This window comes from Streptomyces chartreusis, from assembly GCF_008704715.1.
Classification (GTDB): Bacteria; Actinomycetota; Actinomycetes; order Streptomycetales; family Streptomycetaceae; genus Streptomyces; species Streptomyces chartreusis.
This window is the reverse complement of the sequence record NZ_CP023689.1, coordinates 9263365-9278672: the sequence shown is the minus strand read 5'-3', so window position 1 is coordinate 9278672 and position 15308 is coordinate 9263365. Positions and strand designations below refer to the sequence as shown.

11 protein-coding genes and 1 pseudogene are annotated in these 15308 nt (G+C 70.0%); 7 read left to right on the top strand and 5 right to left on the bottom strand.

What is annotated here, in order from left to right:
- Positions 1–333, bottom strand: coding sequence for an ANTAR domain-containing protein (locus tag CP983_RS41210; protein WP_150505526.1), 333 nt, complete (start codon positions 331–333; stop codon positions 1–3).
- 167 nt (positions 334–500) lie between these two features.
- Between CP983_RS41210 and CP983_RS41205 the strand changes: the two genes are divergently transcribed.
- Positions 501–1301 carry a VOC family protein gene (locus CP983_RS41205; RefSeq protein WP_107909707.1) on the top strand — a complete coding sequence of 267 codons (801 nt, stop codon included), beginning with the start codon at positions 501–503 and terminating at the stop codon, positions 1299–1301.
- Positions 1302–1304: 3 nt separating this feature from the next.
- On the opposite strand, the gene glgX is transcribed toward CP983_RS41205, so the two are convergent.
- Positions 1305–3461: a glycogen debranching protein GlgX gene (gene glgX / locus CP983_RS41200; RefSeq protein ID WP_189748923.1), complete on the bottom strand. Its 2157-nt coding sequence runs from the start codon at positions 3459–3461 to the stop codon at positions 1305–1307.
- Positions 3458–3970: a pep a2 gene (locus CP983_RS41195; RefSeq protein WP_107909709.1), complete on the bottom strand. Its 513-nt coding sequence runs from the start codon at positions 3968–3970 to the stop codon at positions 3458–3460. Before CP983_RS41195 ends, glgX begins: the two co-directional genes overlap by 4 nt.
- Before the next feature lie 296 nt (positions 3971–4266).
- Between CP983_RS41195 and CP983_RS41190 the strand changes: the two genes are divergently transcribed.
- The 6 genes and pseudogenes from CP983_RS41190 to CP983_RS41165 all read left to right on the top strand — a co-directional run bounded on the left by CP983_RS41190 (position 4267) and on the right by CP983_RS41165 (position 14020).
- On the top strand, positions 4267–4575 hold the full coding sequence (locus CP983_RS41190) for a DUF5133 domain-containing protein (RefSeq protein WP_125523950.1): 309 nt from the start codon (positions 4267–4269) through the stop codon (positions 4573–4575).
- 70 nt (positions 4576–4645) lie between these two features.
- Positions 4646–6651 (top strand): annotated as a pseudogene (locus CP983_RS41185) (alpha-1,4-glucan--maltose-1-phosphate maltosyltransferase).
- A gap of 5 nt (positions 6652–6656) precedes the next feature.
- The gene (treS, locus tag CP983_RS41180; protein WP_150505524.1) at positions 6657–8375 is read left to right on the top strand and encodes a maltose alpha-D-glucosyltransferase; all 1719 of its coding nucleotides are present in this window, start codon (positions 6657–6659) and stop codon (positions 8373–8375) included.
- A gap of 41 nt (positions 8376–8416) precedes the next feature.
- Complete coding sequence (locus tag CP983_RS41175) at positions 8417–9778, top strand: maltokinase N-terminal cap-like domain-containing protein (RefSeq protein ID WP_150505522.1); 1362 nt, start codon at positions 8417–8419, stop codon at positions 9776–9778.
- Between the two features lie 5 nt (positions 9779–9783).
- Positions 9784–12000 (top strand): 1,4-alpha-glucan branching enzyme, encoded by a 2217-nt coding sequence (gene glgB, locus CP983_RS41170; protein WP_150505520.1) that lies wholly within the window; start codon positions 9784–9786, stop codon positions 11998–12000.
- A 115-nt stretch (positions 12001–12115) separates the two neighbouring features.
- Positions 12116–14020 carry an AMP-dependent synthetase/ligase gene (locus tag CP983_RS41165; RefSeq protein ID WP_125523953.1) on the top strand — a complete coding sequence of 635 codons (1905 nt, stop codon included), beginning with the start codon at positions 12116–12118 and terminating at the stop codon, positions 14018–14020.
- A 13-nt stretch (positions 14021–14033) separates the two neighbouring features.
- Here CP983_RS41165 and CP983_RS41160 read toward each other — a convergent pair whose 3' ends face one another.
- Both CP983_RS41160 and CP983_RS41155 read right to left on the bottom strand, forming a co-directional pair.
- Positions 14034–14585, bottom strand: coding sequence for a fibronectin type III domain-containing protein (locus CP983_RS41160; RefSeq protein ID WP_229915078.1), 552 nt, complete (start codon positions 14583–14585; stop codon positions 14034–14036).
- A gap of 11 nt (positions 14586–14596) precedes the next feature.
- Positions 14597–15199 (bottom strand): hypothetical protein, encoded by a 603-nt coding sequence (locus tag CP983_RS41155; protein WP_125523954.1) that lies wholly within the window; start codon positions 15197–15199, stop codon positions 14597–14599.
- Positions 15200–15308 lie beyond the last annotated feature (109 nt).

The window sequence follows — 15308 nt, the reverse complement described above, 5'->3', positions numbered from 1 at the left end:
TTAGTCCTGCCCCGCCTCCGGGATCTGCGTCGGGCCGTGACGCTCCAACGCTTCTTCGAGCTCGAAGCGGATCTCGGGCGGCATCTCGCCCTCCCTGCCCCAGACGAGAATCAGTTCCGCGACCCGGCGGAGCTTGATGTTCGTGTGCTGGGAGACCTCCTTCAGCACCGCCCATCCCTCGTCCGGTGCCACCCGGCCCAGCGCGACGACCATGCCGATCGCCTGGTCCACGACGGCGTGCGAGACCACCGCTTCCTTGAGCTGGTCGACTTCCTCTTCCAGCTCAAGGATCCGGTCGGTCTCGTCGGCGGGCTCGCTCGGTACCGGTGCCACGCATCCATCGTCGTCTCTTCGCCCATCGGGTGCCAGTGAATGCGTGGACGGACATCGGCCGTTTCAGCACTCCGCCGGGGGTACTCGACAGGCCCGGCAGCGGTTCCGGCCCGACACTGGGAGCACACCGGTGGCCGCCGGTGGGGCGAGACCAGGACGCGACTGACATGAACAATACGAAGACCCCCGGGAGCACGGCCGATGTCGTGTCCACACACTCCGTGTTCGGCGCACCCTGCTGGGTGAGCCTGACCAGCCGTGACCTGGAGGCCACCCAGGTGTTCTACACGGCCGTGCTCGGGTGGCGCTGGCGGCCGGCCAAGCTGGGCGACCGGTTCCGGGTCGCACTGGTGCAGAACGTGCCGGTGGCCGGGATCGCCGCGGTCGCCTCGATGTGGCAGATGGCCGTGGCCTGGACCCCTTACTTCGCCGTGCCGAGCGCGGACGAGGCGGTCGCCCGGGTCCAGGAACGCGGCGGTACCGCGGCCGTGGGGCCGCTCTCCCTGCCGCCCGGACGGGCCGCGCTGCTCGCGGACCGCGACGGGGCGACGTTCGGCATCTGGGAGGGCGAGCTCATCTCCAACTGGGAGACGTGGCGGCGGGCCGCGCCGACGTTCATCCGTCTGCACACGCGTGACGCGTTCGACGCCGCCCTGTTCTACGGCGAGGTTCTCGACTGGGCCACCGAGGGTCCGGGGTATTGCGAGGTGCACTACGAGGGCGGCGAGGTCGTGCTGCGCAGCGGGGGTGACGCGGTGGCGCGCATCGAGTCGGGGGCGGTCGGGTCGGCGCCGGATCCGACGATCCGTCCGCACTGGCAGGTCCACTTCGCGGTCGAGGATGTCGCGGAGTGCGCGCGGGACGCGGAGCTGAACGGGGGCAGCGTGCTATCGAAGGGCAGCGACGAGGCGGTGCTGCGGGATCCGGACGGGGCGCAGTTCACGGTGACCTCGCGCCGCGAGAGGTGACGGTCAGGCGCGTCGGCGCGAGGGCCGGGACAGGAGGACCAGGCTCCGGCGCTCGATCAGCACCGCCGTGCCTGCCTTGTGCTCCACCTCGTCCGGGGGGCTCTGCTGCTCCGAGGTGTCGATCAGTGTCGTCCAGCGTTCGCCGTACGTCTCGTCCGGGAGCTGGAACTCCATCGGCTCCCAGTAGCTGTTGAGCAGCATCAGGAACGAGTCGTCCACGACCGGCCGCCCGCACGAGTCGGGCTCGGCGATCGCGTCGCCGTTGAGGAAGGCGGCGACCGCGTGCGCGTCGGAGCGGCGCCAGTCGTCCGGTGTCATCTCACGGCCGTCGGGCAGCAGCCACACCAGGTCGGGCAGCGGCTGGTCGGGATGGGTCGGGGTCTCCCCCTGGAAGAAGCGGCGGCGGCGCAGCACGGGGTGGGCGGCGCGCAGGCCGATGACGTGCCGGGTGAAGTCGGCGAGGGCACGCTGGTCGTCGGTGAGCCGCCAGTCGACCCAGGAGACCTCGTTGTCCTGGCAGTAGGCGTTGTTGTTGCCGCGCTGGGTGCGGCCGAGTTCGTCGCCGTGGCAGAGCATCGGGATGCCCTGCGACAGCAGCAGCGTGGCGAGGAAGTTGCGCTGCTGGCGGGCGCGCAGCCCGAGCACTGCCGGGTCGCGGGTCTCGCCCTCGGCGCCGCAGTTCCAGGACCGGTTGTGGCTCTCGCCGTCCCGGTTGTTCTCGCCGTTGGCCTCGTTGTGCTTGTCGTTGTAGGAGACGAGGTCGCGCAGCGTGAACCCGTCGTGCGCGGTGACGAAGTTGACGCTGGCGCGCGGGCGGCGCCGGCTGTGCGCGTACAGGTCCGAGGAGCCGGTCAGCCGGGAGGCGAACTCGCCGAGCGAACCGGGCTCGGCCCGCCAGAAGTCCCGTACGGCGTCCCGGTACTTGCCGTTCCACTCCGACCACAGCTGCGGGAAGTTGCCCACCTGGTAGCCGCCCTCCCCCACGTCCCAGGGCTCGGCGATCAGCTTGACCCGGCTGATCACCGGGTCCTGCTGGATCAGGTCGAAGAACGCGGAAAGCCGGTCCACCTCGTGGAACTGCCGGGCCAGGGTCGCCGCGAGGTCGAAGCGGAAGCCGTCGACATGCATCTCGGTGACCCAGTAGCGCAGCGAGTCCATGATCAGCTGGAGCACGTAGGGGTGCCGCATCAGCAGGCTGTTGCCGGTGCCGGTGGTGTCGTAGTAGTGCGCCCAGTCGCCGTCCACGAGGCGGTAGTACGAGGCGTTGTCGATGCCCCGGAAGGACAGCGTCGGGCCGCGTTCGTTGCCCTCGGCGGTGTGGTTGTAGACCACGTCCAGGATCACTTCGAGACCGGCCGCGTGCAGCGCCTTCACCATCGACTTGAACTCGTCGACCTGCCGGCCGCGGGTGCCGCGGGCGGCGTAGGCGTTGTGCGGCGCGAAGAAGCCGATCGTGTTGTAGCCCCAGTAGTTGGACAGACCACGGCCCTGCAGCACGCCGTCCTGGACGTACTGGTGCACCGGCATCAGCTCGACGGCGGTCACGCCGAGGGAGGTGAGGTGCTCGACGATCGCGGGGTGTGCCAGCCCGGCGTAGGTGCCGCGCAGCTCGGGCGGGACGTCGGGGTGACTGCGGGTCAGGCCCCGCACGTGCGCCTCGTAGATGACGGTGTCGGCGTACGGCCGTCGCGGCGGGCTGTCGTCGCCCCAGTCGAAGTACGGCTCGGTGACCACGCCGAGCATGGTGTGCCCGGCGCTGTCCGCCGGGGACGGGGCGCCCGGGGTGCGCTCGAAGAGGGAGGCGTGGTTGTCGACCTGGCCGTCCACGGCCCGGCTGTACGGGTCGAGCAGCAGCTTCGCCGGATTGCACCGGTGGCCGAGCCCTGGGTCCCAGGGGCCGTGCACCCGGTAGCCGTAGCGCTGCCCCGGGCCGACGTCGGGCAGATAGCCGTGCCAGACGAAGCCGTCGATCTCGGTCAGCGGGACCGCGCTGTGCCGGCCCTTGTCGTCGACGAGGACGAGTTCGACGCGTTCGGCGACCTCGCTGAACATGGCGAAGTTGGTCCCCCGGCCGTCGTACGCGGCTCCCAGCGGGTAGGGGTGCCCGCTCCAGGCGGACACCCCTCGGCTCCTGTCGTCGCGGCGCCGTCTCGCGGTCACCTGGCCTCCTCGAGGACACCGTCCCGGATGTCCGCCGCGTGCGCGACCGCCGTGGCGGGCACGTCGCGGGGGACGCGGCGTGCCTCGCGCAGACTGGGCGCGGGGGCGGCCGGTACGAGCGGGGCGCGTTCGCCGGCGCGGGCGCGTTGCGAGAACCAGATGACCTTGCTGCCGGACTCGGTGGCGCAGCAGCCCCAGCCGTCACTCATCAGGGCGATGTGCCGGAGACAGGCGCGCAGCTCGTGGTCCGGGCGCAGGGCGCGGTCGTTGTCGCCGACGGCCGTGATGAGGTGCTGGCCGTTCCACCACATCTCGATCGAGATGTTCTTGTCCGTAGCGTGCTCGTCGATGGCCCTGAGCAGCATCTCCGCGCCGTGGCGGACGGGCTCGACAAGCGTCTCCAGGTCCCAGTACCTGAGGTGGGCGGCCAGAATTCGGCTGACCTGACCCACCCGTTCGGGGCTCACTTCCACGTCGAGGTGGTAGTAGCAGGGCACTGCGGTCTTCACCGTTTACCTCCTCACCGCGAAAGCTCCCGCTCTCCTCGCCCCTGCGGGGCGGGGCCCCGATGACGGAGCGTGAGCGCTGATCGCTTCTGAGTCACTCCAGGGTGGGGGCGGTACGCCATTCGTGCAACAGGAGCGCACTCCTGAGGTAGTTGAAGATCCAACAGGACGCTGCGTCGCCAACCGTGCACCATGTGTGAAGACCTCGATGCCCGTAACGGAACCCGTGCGTATGCGCGCACGGGTTTCCGCCCGACGGTCGGGAAACGCTCATCGAGCCCGGAAGGTGAACGGGGCCAATGCTGCTACCGGCCAAAGCCGAAGTCGCCCGGCAACTTCGGCGATACCGGGCCTGGGAACGAGCCATGCTCGCGGCCCCGGCCGACCTCATGGTGCGCGCCACCTTCGAGGACACCGGCTACACCCTCTGTGTGCTGATGGGAAAGCGCTGCGCCCGCGAGGCCGTGGACGCCGCCGAACGTTTTCTGCGGATCACTCCGGCCGCTTACGCCCTGGAGCAGGACGGACGGCCCCGTACGGCGAGCGTCTCCGCCCGGAGAGGACCGCCGAGATCGCGGCGGCGGCGGCGTTTCCATGCCGAGAGGTAGCCGGCTTCCGGCGAAGATCGAATCCCCGGCCGGGCCTTGTGCCCGGCCTCGAGCGCGGTGGAGGTGAACCATGGGCAGGACCAAGAGCAAAGCCGGTGCCGGCACCGGGACCATCGGCCGTATCCCGGTACGGGACGTACGACCGGCCGTGGAGTGCGGCAGGCATCCGGCGAAGGCAGTAGTGGGCGAGACCTTCGAGGTCACCGCCACCGTGTTCCGCGAGGGCCACGACTCCGTGGCCGCCAATGTCGTGCTGACCGACCCGGACGGCCGCCCCGGCCCCTGGACGCCGATGCACGAACTGGCCCCCGGCATGGACCGCTGGGGCGCCAAGGTGACGCCGTCCGCGGTGGGCCGCTGGACGTTCCATGTGGAGGCCTGGAGCGATCCGGTGGCCACGTGGCGCCGCACCGCCCGGATCAAGGTGCCGGCCGGCATCGACGTCGGGCTGGTCCTGGAGGAGGGCGGCGAGCTGTACGAGCGTGCCGCCGCCGGACTGCCGGACGAGTCGGAGCGGGCGGCCGTGCTGGCCGCCTCGGAGGCGCTGCGCGACGACTCGCTGCCGCCCGTGTCACGCCTCGCGGCGGCGTTCGCGGCGAACGTGGACGCCGTGTTGGGGCGTTATCCGTTGCGGGATCTGGTGACCGCGTCGGATCCGCTGCCGCTGCTGGTGGAGCGGGAGCGGGCCCTGTACGGCTCCTGGTACGAGTTCTTCCCGCGTTCCGAGGGCACGGCCGAGCGCCCGCACGGCACCTTCGAGACCGCGGCCGGCCGGTTGCCGGGGATCGCGGCGATGGGCTTCGACGTCGTCTACCTGCCGCCGATCCACCCGATCGGCACGACCTTCCGCAAGGGCCCCGACAACACCCTGTCCGCAGGCGTCGACGACGTCGGCGTGCCCTGGGCGATCGGTTCGCCCGAGGGCGGCCACGACGCCGTCCACCCGGACCTGGGCACGATCGAGGACTTCGACCGGTTCGTCGCCAGGGCGGGGGAACTGGGCCTGGAGGTCGCGCTCGACTTCGCCCTGCAGTGCTCACCGGATCATCCGTGGGTGGACAAGCATCCGGAGTGGTTCCACCACCGCCCGGACGGCACGATCGCCTATGCGGAGAACCCGCCGAAGAAGTACCAGGACATCTACCCGATCGCGTTCGACGCGGACATGGACGGTCTGATCGTCGAGACGCTGCGGGTGCTGCGCCACTGGATGGACCACGGGGTGCGGATCTTCCGGGTCGACAACCCGCACACCAAGCCGGTCGTGTTCTGGCAGAGGGTGATCGCGGACGTGGGCCGCACCGACCCGGACGTGATCTTCCTGGCGGAGGCGTTCACCCGGCCGGCGATGATGCACACCCTGGCCCAGATCGGCTTCCAGCAGTCGTACACGTACTTCACCTGGCGCAACAGCAAGCAGGAACTCACCGAGTACCTGACCGAGCTGTCCGGCGAGGCCGCCGCCTACATGCGGCCGAACTTCTTCGCCAACACCCCCGACATCCTGCACGAGTTCCTCCAGCAGGGCGGCCGTCCCGCCTTCGAGCTGCGCGCCGTCCTCGCCGCCACCCTGTCCCCACCTGGGGCATCTACAGCGGCTACGAACTGTGCGAGAACACACCCCTGCGCAAGGGCAGCGAGGAATACCTCCACTCCGAGAAGTACCAGCTACGCCCCCGCGACTGGACAGCGGCCGAACGCGAAGGCCGCACCATCACCCCCCTGCTCACCCGCCTCAACGCGATTCGCAGGTGCCATCCCGCGCTCCACCGGCTGCGCAATCTCCGCTTCCACCGGACCGACAACGACTCGCTGATCGCGTACAGCAAGCGCACCGGTCCGGACACGGTCCTGGTGGTCGCGAACCTTGATCCGCACCACACCCAGGAAGCCACGGTCTCGTTGGACATGCCGCAACTCGGCCTGGACTGGGACGCCTCCCTGTCCGTGCACGACGAACTGACGGGCGAGAGCTACCGCTGGGGCCGGACCAACTACGTACGCCTCGAACCCGGCACGGCGCCCGCGCACGTGTTCCACGTCCAGGCTTCGCCACCGCAGATCGGAGGGTCCTGAGCCTCATGACCGTCAACGAGCCCGTTCAGGACACCTTCGAGGACACCCCAGCCAAGGATCGTGACCCCGACTGGTTCAAACGCGCCGTCTTCTACGAGGTCCTGGTCCGCTCCTTCCAGGACAGCAACGGCGACGGCGTCGGCGACCTCAAAGGCCTGACCGCCAAACTCGACTACCTGCAATGGCTCGGCGTCGACTGCCTGTGGCTGCCGCCCTTCTTCAAATCACCCCTCCGCGACGGCGGCTACGACGTCTCCGACTACACCGCCGTCCTGCCAGAATTCGGCGACCTCGCCGACTTCGTCGAATTCGCCGACGCCGCCCACCAGCGCGGCATGCGGGTCATCATCGACTTCGTCATGAACCACACCAGCGACCAGCACCCGTGGTTCCAGGAATCCAGAAAAGACCCCGAAGGACCCTACGGCGACTACTACATGTGGGCCGACGACGACAAGGCGTACTCCGACGCCCGCATCATCTTCGTCGACACCGAGGCCTCCAACTGGACCTTCGACCCGGTCCGCAAGCAGTACTACTTCCACCGCTTCTTCTCCCACCAACCCGACCTCAACTACGAGAACCCGGCCGTACAGGAAGAGATCCTGGCCGCCCTCCGCTTCTGGCTCGACCTCGGCATCGACGGCTTCCGCCTGGACGCCGTGCCCTATCTGTATTCGGCAGAGGGCACGAACTGCGAGAACCTTCCCGCCACCCACACGTTCCTCAAGCGGGTCCGCCGCGAGATCGACGCGATGTATCCGGACACGGTGCTGCTGGCGGAGGCCAATCAGTGGCCGGAGGACGTCGTCGACTACTTCGGCGACTACGGCAGCGGCGGCGACGAATGCCACATGGCGTTTCATTTCCCGGTCATGCCGCGGATCTTCATGGCGGTGCGCAGGGAGTCGAGGTACCCGGTCTCGGAAATCCTCGCCAAGACGCCGGCCATCCCCTCCGGCTGCCAGTGGGGCATCTTCCTGCGCAACCACGACGAGCTGACCCTCGAAATGGTCACCGACGAGGAACGCGACTACATGTGGGCGGAATACGCCAAGGACCCCCGCATGCGCGCCAACATCGGCATCCGCAGGCGTCTCGCCCCGCTCCTCGACAACGACCGTCATTCGATCGAACTCTTCACCGCCCTGCTGCTGTCCCTGCCGGGCAGCCCGATCCTCTATTACGGCGACGAGATCGGCATGGGCGACAACATCTGGCTCGGCGACCGCGACGCCGTCCGCACCCCCATGCAGTGGACCCCGGACCGCAACGCCGGATTCTCCACGTGCGACCCCGGACGACTCTGCCTGCCGACGATCATGGACCCGGTCTACGGCTACCAGGTGACGAACGTCGAGGCGTCCATGGCGTCGCCGTCCTCGCTGCTGCACTGGACCCGCCGCATGATCGAGATCCGCAAGCAGAACCCGGCGTTCGGGCTCGGCACCTACACCGAACTCCAGTCGTCGAACCCGGCGGTCCTCGCCTTCCTGCGCGAGTACGAGGACGACCTGGTGCTGTGCGTCCACAACTTCGCCCGCTTCGCACAGCCCACCGAGCTCGACCTGCGCGAGTTCAGCGGACGCCACCCGGTCGAGCTGTTCGGCGGGGTCCGATTCCCGGCCATCGGCGAACTGCCGTATCTGCTGACCCTCGGGGGCCACGGCTTCTACTGGTTCCGGCTCACCCGAGTCGCATCCCGCATCGGCAGACGACTTTGAGCGTGAGCTTCGAGCGTGTGCCGAGGAAAGGACGCGTCACCATGCAGAAGACCGCATCTCCCCGACCCACCCGTACCGTCGACGCGAGCCCGATGGCCTCGCTGGCCGGGCTGCTGCGCGAGTGGCTGCCACGCCAGCGCTGGTTCGCGGGCAAGGACCGGCCCGTCACCGACCTCGCGCTGCTGTCGATGACGGAGCTGTTCCCGGGCTGTCTGCATCTGCTGGTGCACGCCGGTCACTCGGCGGTGCCGTCGCCCGGCGGCGCACCCCCGGCCGGCGACTGCTACCAGCTGCTGATCGGCGTACGGCAGCATCTGTCGCCACACCTCGGGAAGGCGCTCATCGGCCGGGCGGAGGAAGGCCCGCTCGCCGGTCTGACGGTCTTCGACGCGCTTCAGGACCCCCGTTGCGCCCAGCTGCTCCTGGACCGGCTGCGGCACCCCGGCACGGCGGGCCCGCTGCGCTTCGAGGGCGATTTGTCGGTGCCGGTGCCGGCCGGGCTCGTGCCGCGGCTGCTGGACGCCGAGCAGTCCAACTCCTCGCTGGTGTACGGCGAGGCGTTCATCCTCAAGCTGTTCCGGCGCATCCAGCCCGGCGTCAACCCCGACCTGGAGCTGTCCGGCGCGCTGGCCCAGGAGGGCTGCGGTCGGGTACCGGCTCCGGTCGCCTGGTTCCGTACGACGCACCCGTGGGAGGCGACGCTCGGCGTGCTCCAGCCGTTCCTGCGGGACGCCTCCGACGGCTGGACGCTGGCGCTCGGCGCGCTGGCCTCGGGTGACGACTTCACCGCGGAGGCCCGTCAGCTGGGCCAGGCGACGGCGGACGTGCACCTGGCGCTGGCGTCGGCGTTCCCCTCCCGGGCGCACGCCGAGAACAGCAGGACGGCTGCGGCGATGACCGAACGCCTGGAGCTCGCAGCGCACTTCGTCCCCGCGCTCCAGCCCTATGTCCCCGGGCTGCGCACCGCCTTCGGCACCCTCGCCGCCTGCGATCCCGGGCCGCCCGCCCAGCGCATCCACGGCGACCTGCACCTCGGTCAGGTGCTGCGGGCCGGCCGGGAGTGGTTCGTCATCGACTTCGAGGGCGAGCCGTCCCGCCCGCTGGCCGAGCGGCGGGGTGTGCACTCCCCGGTGCGGGACATCGCCGGCATGCTGCGCTCCTTCGACTACGCCGCCCGCCAGCGCCGGCCGTGGCGGCCGGAGTGGGCGCGCCGCTCCCGGGAGGCCTTCTGCGCGGGCTACGCCGCCCGCGCCGGCTGGGACCCGCGCACGAAGCACGGGCTGCTCCGTGCCTACGAGACCGACCGCGCCGTGTACGAAGTGCTGTACGAGGCCCGGCACCGACCCGACTGGTTGCCCGTACCGATGGCGGCGATCGAACGCCTCGCCGTGAGAGGAGCCTGACCCCCATGGCCCTGCACGAGACCTCGCGGCCCGAGTCGGCCGGACCCGGCCGGCTCGCCACCGCGCCCGACCTCGATCCGGCCGAGCGTGAGCGCCTGCTGTCGGGCGCCCACCACGATCCGCACGCGCTGCTCGGGGCACATCCCGTCCCCGGCGGGATCGCGTTCCGGGCGCTGCGCCCGTTCGCGCGTGCGGTGAGCGTCGTGGTCGACGGCGAGCGCAGCGCGCTGGTCTCGGAGGGCGGCGGTCTGTTCTCCGCCGTGCTCGCGCTGGACGCGGTCCCCGCATACACGCTGCTGGTGTCCTACGCCGAGGACGGGTCGGACGAGCGGGAGGTCCACGACCCGTACCGCTTCCTGCCCGCCCTCGGCGAGTTCGACCTGCACCTGATCCGCGAGGGCAGGCACGAGGAGCTGTGGAAGGCGCTCGGCGCCGAACCCATGACCCATGAGGGCGTGGCCGGCACCCGCTTCACGGTGTGGGCGCCGAACGCGCGGGGAGTGCGGGTCGCCGGGGACTTCACCTGCTGGGACGGGACGGCGTTCCCGATGCGGTCGCTCGGTGCGTCCGGGGTGTGGGAGCTGTTCCTGCCCGGCATCGGCGAGGGCACCCGGTACAAGTTCGAGATCACCTCCCGGCACGGCCACCGGTTCCTCAAGGCGGACCCGATGGCACGCCGTGCGGAGGTACCGCCGGACACGGCGTCGATCGTGCACGCCTCGCGCTACGAGTGGGGCGACGAGCAGTGGATGGCGCACCGGGGCGACGTGCCGGTGCACCAGGCCCCCTTCTCGGTGTACGAGGTCCACCTGCCGTCCTGGCGGCCGGGCCTGACCTACCGCGAACTCGCCGAGCAGCTGCCCGCGTACGTCGACTACCTGGGCTTCACGCACGTCGAGTTCATGCCGGTCGCACAGCATCCGTTCGCCGGTTCCTGGGGCTACCAGGTCACCGGCTTCTACGCGCCGACCTCGCGCCTCGGCACGCCCGACGACTTCAAGTACCTGGTGGACGCGCTGCACCGGGCCGGCATCGGGGTGATCGTGGACTGGGTGCCGGCCCACTTCCCGAAGGACGACTGGGCGCTGAGCCGGTTCGACGGGGAGCCGCTGTACGAGCCCGGGGACTCGCGGCGGGCCGAGCATCCCGACTGGGGGACGTACGAGTTCGACTACGCGCGCACCGAGGTGCGCAACTTCCTCGTCGCCAACGCGACGTACTGGTGCGAGGAGTTCCACATCGACGGGCTGCGGGTGGACGCCGTCGCCTCCATGCTCTACCTCGACTACTCGCGGGACTCCGGGCAGTGGACGCCGAACGAGTTCGGCGGGCGGGAGGACCTGGCCGCGATGGCGTTCCTCCAGGAGATGAACGCGACGGTGTACCGGCGCAACCCCGGGGTCGTCACGATCGCGGAGGAGTCGACCGCCTGGGGCGGGGTGACCCGGCCGACCGACAGCGGCGGCCTCGGCTTCGGGCTGAAGTGGAACATGGGCTGGATGCACGACTCGCTCCAGTACATCTCCAAGGAGCCCGTGCACCGTAAGTACCACCACAACGAGATGACCTTCTCGATGGTGTACGCCTACAGCGAGAACTACGTGCTGCCCATCTCCCACGACGAGGTCGTGCACGGCAAGCAGGCTCTCGTGTCCAAGATGCCGGGCGACTGGTGGCAGCGTCGCGCCAACCACCGCGCATATCTGGGCTTCATGTGGGCGCACCCGGGCAAACAACTGCTCTTCATGGGGCAGGAGTTCGCACAGGGCGCCGAGTGGTCGGAGGCACATGGTCCGGAGTGGTGGCTGCTCGATCCCGGGTACGCGTCGGCCGGCGACCACGAGGGCGTGCGGGATCTGGTCGCGGATCTGAACGCGCGCTACCGGGCGACGCCCGCCCTGTGGGAGCGGGACACCGACCCGGGCGGGTTCCGGTGGGTGCTCGGTGACGCCGGCGACGACAACGTCTTCGCCTTCCTGCGGTTCGGTGCCGACGGCACGCCGCTGCTCGCCGTCAGCAACTTCTCCCCCGTGGTCCGTCACGACTACCGGCTCGCGGTGCCGGATTCGGTGATCGCGTGGCACGAGGCCCTCAACACCGACGCCGCGCGCTACGGCGGGAGCGACGTCACCAACCCCGGTCCGGTCAAGCCGGAGGACGGGCACATCAGCCTGACGCTGCCTCCGCTGGCCACGGTGTGGCTGCTGCCTGAACGGATGTGACGCCGGAGTTCTCCGTTCCCGACACCATCCGGTCCAGGCTGGGCTAGATTCGGGCAGCGCCGATAACGGAACTCATCGGTGACGTCACACCCGGTACACATCTGGAGCAGTGCACATGCGCGACCTCGGCCTCGCTCCCCCCAGCGTCACGCCCATGACCGGCGGGCTCGCAGACAGCGTCTTCGAGACGGCGGCCGTCAATCCGACATTGCCGATGCTCGCGCGCCGCCCCGATCCCTCCTCCACCGTGTGGGAGGAGGTGACGGCCGTGGAACTGCGCGACGAAGTGGCCGATCTCGCCAAGGGGCTGGTCGCGTCCGGCATCTCGCCGGGCCACCGCGTGGCCATCATGGCGCGCACCCGGTACGAGTGGACGGTGCTCAGCTACGCGCTGTGGACGGTCGGCGCCGAGGTGGTCCCGATCTATCCGACGGCGTCGCGCGACCAGGTCGAGTGGATCCTGCGGGACGCCGAGTGCGTGGGCGTGGTCGTCGAGGACGAGCAGGCCGTCATGACGGTCGGCTCCGTGTGCGGTTCGCTGCCGCGGCTACGGCACGTCTGGCAGCTGGACGCGGGAGGGCTCGCGCAGCTCGCGGAGCGCGGTGAGTTCGTCCCGTTCACCACGGTCGAGTCGCTGCGTCGCATCGTGCTGCCGGACTCCACGTCGGTCGTCGCCTACACGTCGGGCACCACGGGACATCCCCTGGGCTGCGCGCTCTCCCACCGGAATCTGGCGACCCCCTGCGACACGCTGCTCGCGGGCTGGGGCCACAAGGTGGTGCCACCGGGCGGCCAGGCGTCCGTCCTCGCCTTCCTGCCCTTCTCCCATGTGTACGGCCTGCTGCTCCAGACCCTGTGCATCCGCGGCGGCATGATGATGGGGCACGAGCCCGACCTGCGCGAGGAGGCGCTGTCGGCCGCCCTGCGCAGTTTCAGGCCCACCTATTTCTGTGCCGTGCCGTCGATCTTCGAGAAGATCTACAAGAACGCCCTGCGCGTTGCCCAGCAGGCGGGCCGCGGTGCCCTGTTCGAGCGGGCCGCGGACACCGCGCGGGACTTCGCGGCGGCCCTGGAACGGCAGCGGCTGGGCGGCGGTCCTGGGCCCGGTTTCGATCTTCGGCTGCAGCACGCCCTGTACGAGCGGACGGTGTACCGCAAGTTCCGCAACGCGCTGGGCGGCCGGGTCATGCTCGGGACGTCCGGCGGCTCCTCCTTCAACCGTGAGCTCTCCCTCTTCTACGAGGGCGTCGGCATCTACGTGAACGACGGGTACGGGCTCACCGAGACCAGCGGCGGCGTCACCGCTCAGCCGCTCGGCCGGGAGATGTCGGGGACGGTCGGGCAGGCACTGCCGGGCGTGGACATCCGGGTCGCCGACGACGGGGAGATCCTGGTGCGCGGGGCGTCGGTGTTCCAGGGCTATGTCAACGACGACGCCTCGACACGGGCGGCGCTGCGCGGCGGCTGGCTGGCGACCGGGGATCTGGGACGGCTGGACTCCGACGGCTATCTGACGATCACGGGGCGCAAGAAGGACGTCATCGTCACGAGCAGCGGCAAGAGTGTCTCGCCGGCGCTGCTGGAGCAGCGGCTGAGGATGCATCCGCTGGTACACCAGGCGGTGGTCGTGGGTGACAACCTGCCCTGCGTCGGGGCGCTGATCACTCTGGACCCCGACTTCCTGGCCTACTGGCGCGACTCCCTCGCCGTGCGCAGCGACTCGCGGATCCGGGAGGCGCGCGAGGAGAACGCGCTGCGCGAGGAGGTCGCCCGGGCCGTGGCCGCCGCCAACAGCGCGGTGTCGCGCCCGGAGTCGATCCGGGTGTTCCGGGTGCTGGCGGCGCCCTTCGACGTGGCCAGCGGTCTGCTGACGCCGTCGATGAAGCTGCGGCGGGACGCGATCGTGCGGCACTACGCGCTCCAGATCGACGCGATGTACCAGGCCCGCTCGCGCGCGCCTCGGGAGCAGTTGTCGGACGAGTTCGCGCACTGGGACGACACGGACAACGTCTTCGGCTGAGCGTCGGTTCGTCTCATTCGCCCGTCGTCAGCCGCACTACGTTCGACCGCTCCCCGAGGACGAAGGCGCGGACGCGGTAGGTGGCGTGCTTCTCGTCGGGCAGGGGGACGAAGTCGGTGGCCTCGGTGCCGGGGTCGAGGACGGCGACGGGGTCGTAGCGCTCGCCGTCCTTCTTGCGGATCTCCAGGAGGTAGCCGTCCTCGGTCCGGGAGTCGTCGGTCCAGGTGAGGCGGATGCCGTCCGGCCGCTCGGTCAGGTGCGGCCGGGCGGTGGGGCCGCGGTAGGAGGTCAGCCGGTAGTGGAAGGTGGTGCGGGGCATCAGGTCGGGGTGGCGGTAGTCGGTCACCTGGGGCGCGAGGTACTGAAGGACCGTGTACGGTCCGTCCTCGTCGGTCGCGAACTCCAGGACGTGCCCCGCGATCCCGGGCCGGTCGTCCCGCCAGGTCAGGTCGATGTCGGTGGGCGTGGTGAGGGCTGCCCGCAGCGGCTGTTCCGGCTCGGCCGAGCAGGCCGGCAGCGCCAGGATCAGCGCTGCCGACGCCGCGATACGCGCCTTTCCTCGCATTCGGGCGGCCGCTACTTGCGCCAGAAGCGGACGTTGCTCCACTCCACGGTGGCCGTCCCGTTGCCGCTGTTGGTGCGGTAGGCACCGAACTTGTCGTAGAAGCTGCCGCCGGGGCTCGCGTAGGTGTGCTTCAGCGAGCCGTTGATGTAGGTGCGGTGCTCGGCGCCGACCTGGTGGACGGTGTTGACGCGGACGGTGGCGCCGACGGTTCCGGCGTTGGAGAGCGTGGTGCCGCCGTGGACCGCGTAGAGCCTGCCGCCGCGTTCGACGGCGAGCATGAAGTACGGGCCGGAGCCGGACTCGTGGAAGGTCTGCTTGAGGCTGATCCGGGTGCCGCTGAGGCTGGTGATGCGGAAGTAGCCCTCGAACTGGCGCGTTCCGCCGGTGTAGGTGGCATAGCGTCGTTCAGCCCGTTGGTCGCCGCTGGCCGTGGAGCAGGTGAGCCGGAACGTCAGGCCGTCGATCTGACCGCAGCCCCGCTCCTGCTCGGTGTAGGTGGGTGACACCGACTGCCAGCCCCCGGGCTCGACTTCGGCGAACGCGTGCGGTGCGGCGAGCAGCGACGTGGCGCAGAGTGCCGTGCTCACGGTGAGGGTGCGCAGGGTCGGGCGCATCCTGCCTCCTGTCGGACGTGGGGGGTGACCACACTTCATGGATTCAGATACATGAACTGTGGTCCCTTATATGGATGAGCATTACGGAAGTTAGGTTCGGACCAATGAC

What these genes read in the sequence shown, in the direction of transcription:
- CP983_RS41175 (WP_150505522.1), top strand. Translation starts at nt 8,417, where the DNA reads ATGCAGAAGACCGCATCTCCCCGACCCACCCGTACCGTCGACGCGAGC.
- treS (WP_150505524.1), top strand. Translation starts at nt 6,657, where the DNA reads ATGACCGTCAACGAGCCCGTTCAGGACACCTTCGAGGACACCCCAGCC.
- CP983_RS41205 (WP_107909707.1), top strand. Translation starts at nt 501, where the DNA reads ATGAACAATACGAAGACCCCCGGGAGCACGGCCGATGTCGTGTCCACA.
- CP983_RS41160 (WP_229915078.1), bottom strand. Translation starts at nt 14,585, where the DNA reads ATGCGAGGAAAGGCGCGTATCGCGGCGTCGGCAGCGCTGATCCTGGCG.
- CP983_RS41155 (WP_125523954.1), bottom strand. Translation starts at nt 15,199, where the DNA reads ATGCGCCCGACCCTGCGCACCCTCACCGTGAGCACGGCACTCTGCGCC.
- glgB (WP_150505520.1), top strand. Translation starts at nt 9,784, where the DNA reads ATGGCCCTGCACGAGACCTCGCGGCCCGAGTCGGCCGGACCCGGCCGG.
- CP983_RS41165 (WP_125523953.1), top strand. Translation starts at nt 12,116, where the DNA reads ATGCGCGACCTCGGCCTCGCTCCCCCCAGCGTCACGCCCATGACCGGC.
- CP983_RS41190 (WP_125523950.1), top strand. Translation starts at nt 4,267, where the DNA reads ATGCTGCTACCGGCCAAAGCCGAAGTCGCCCGGCAACTTCGGCGATAC.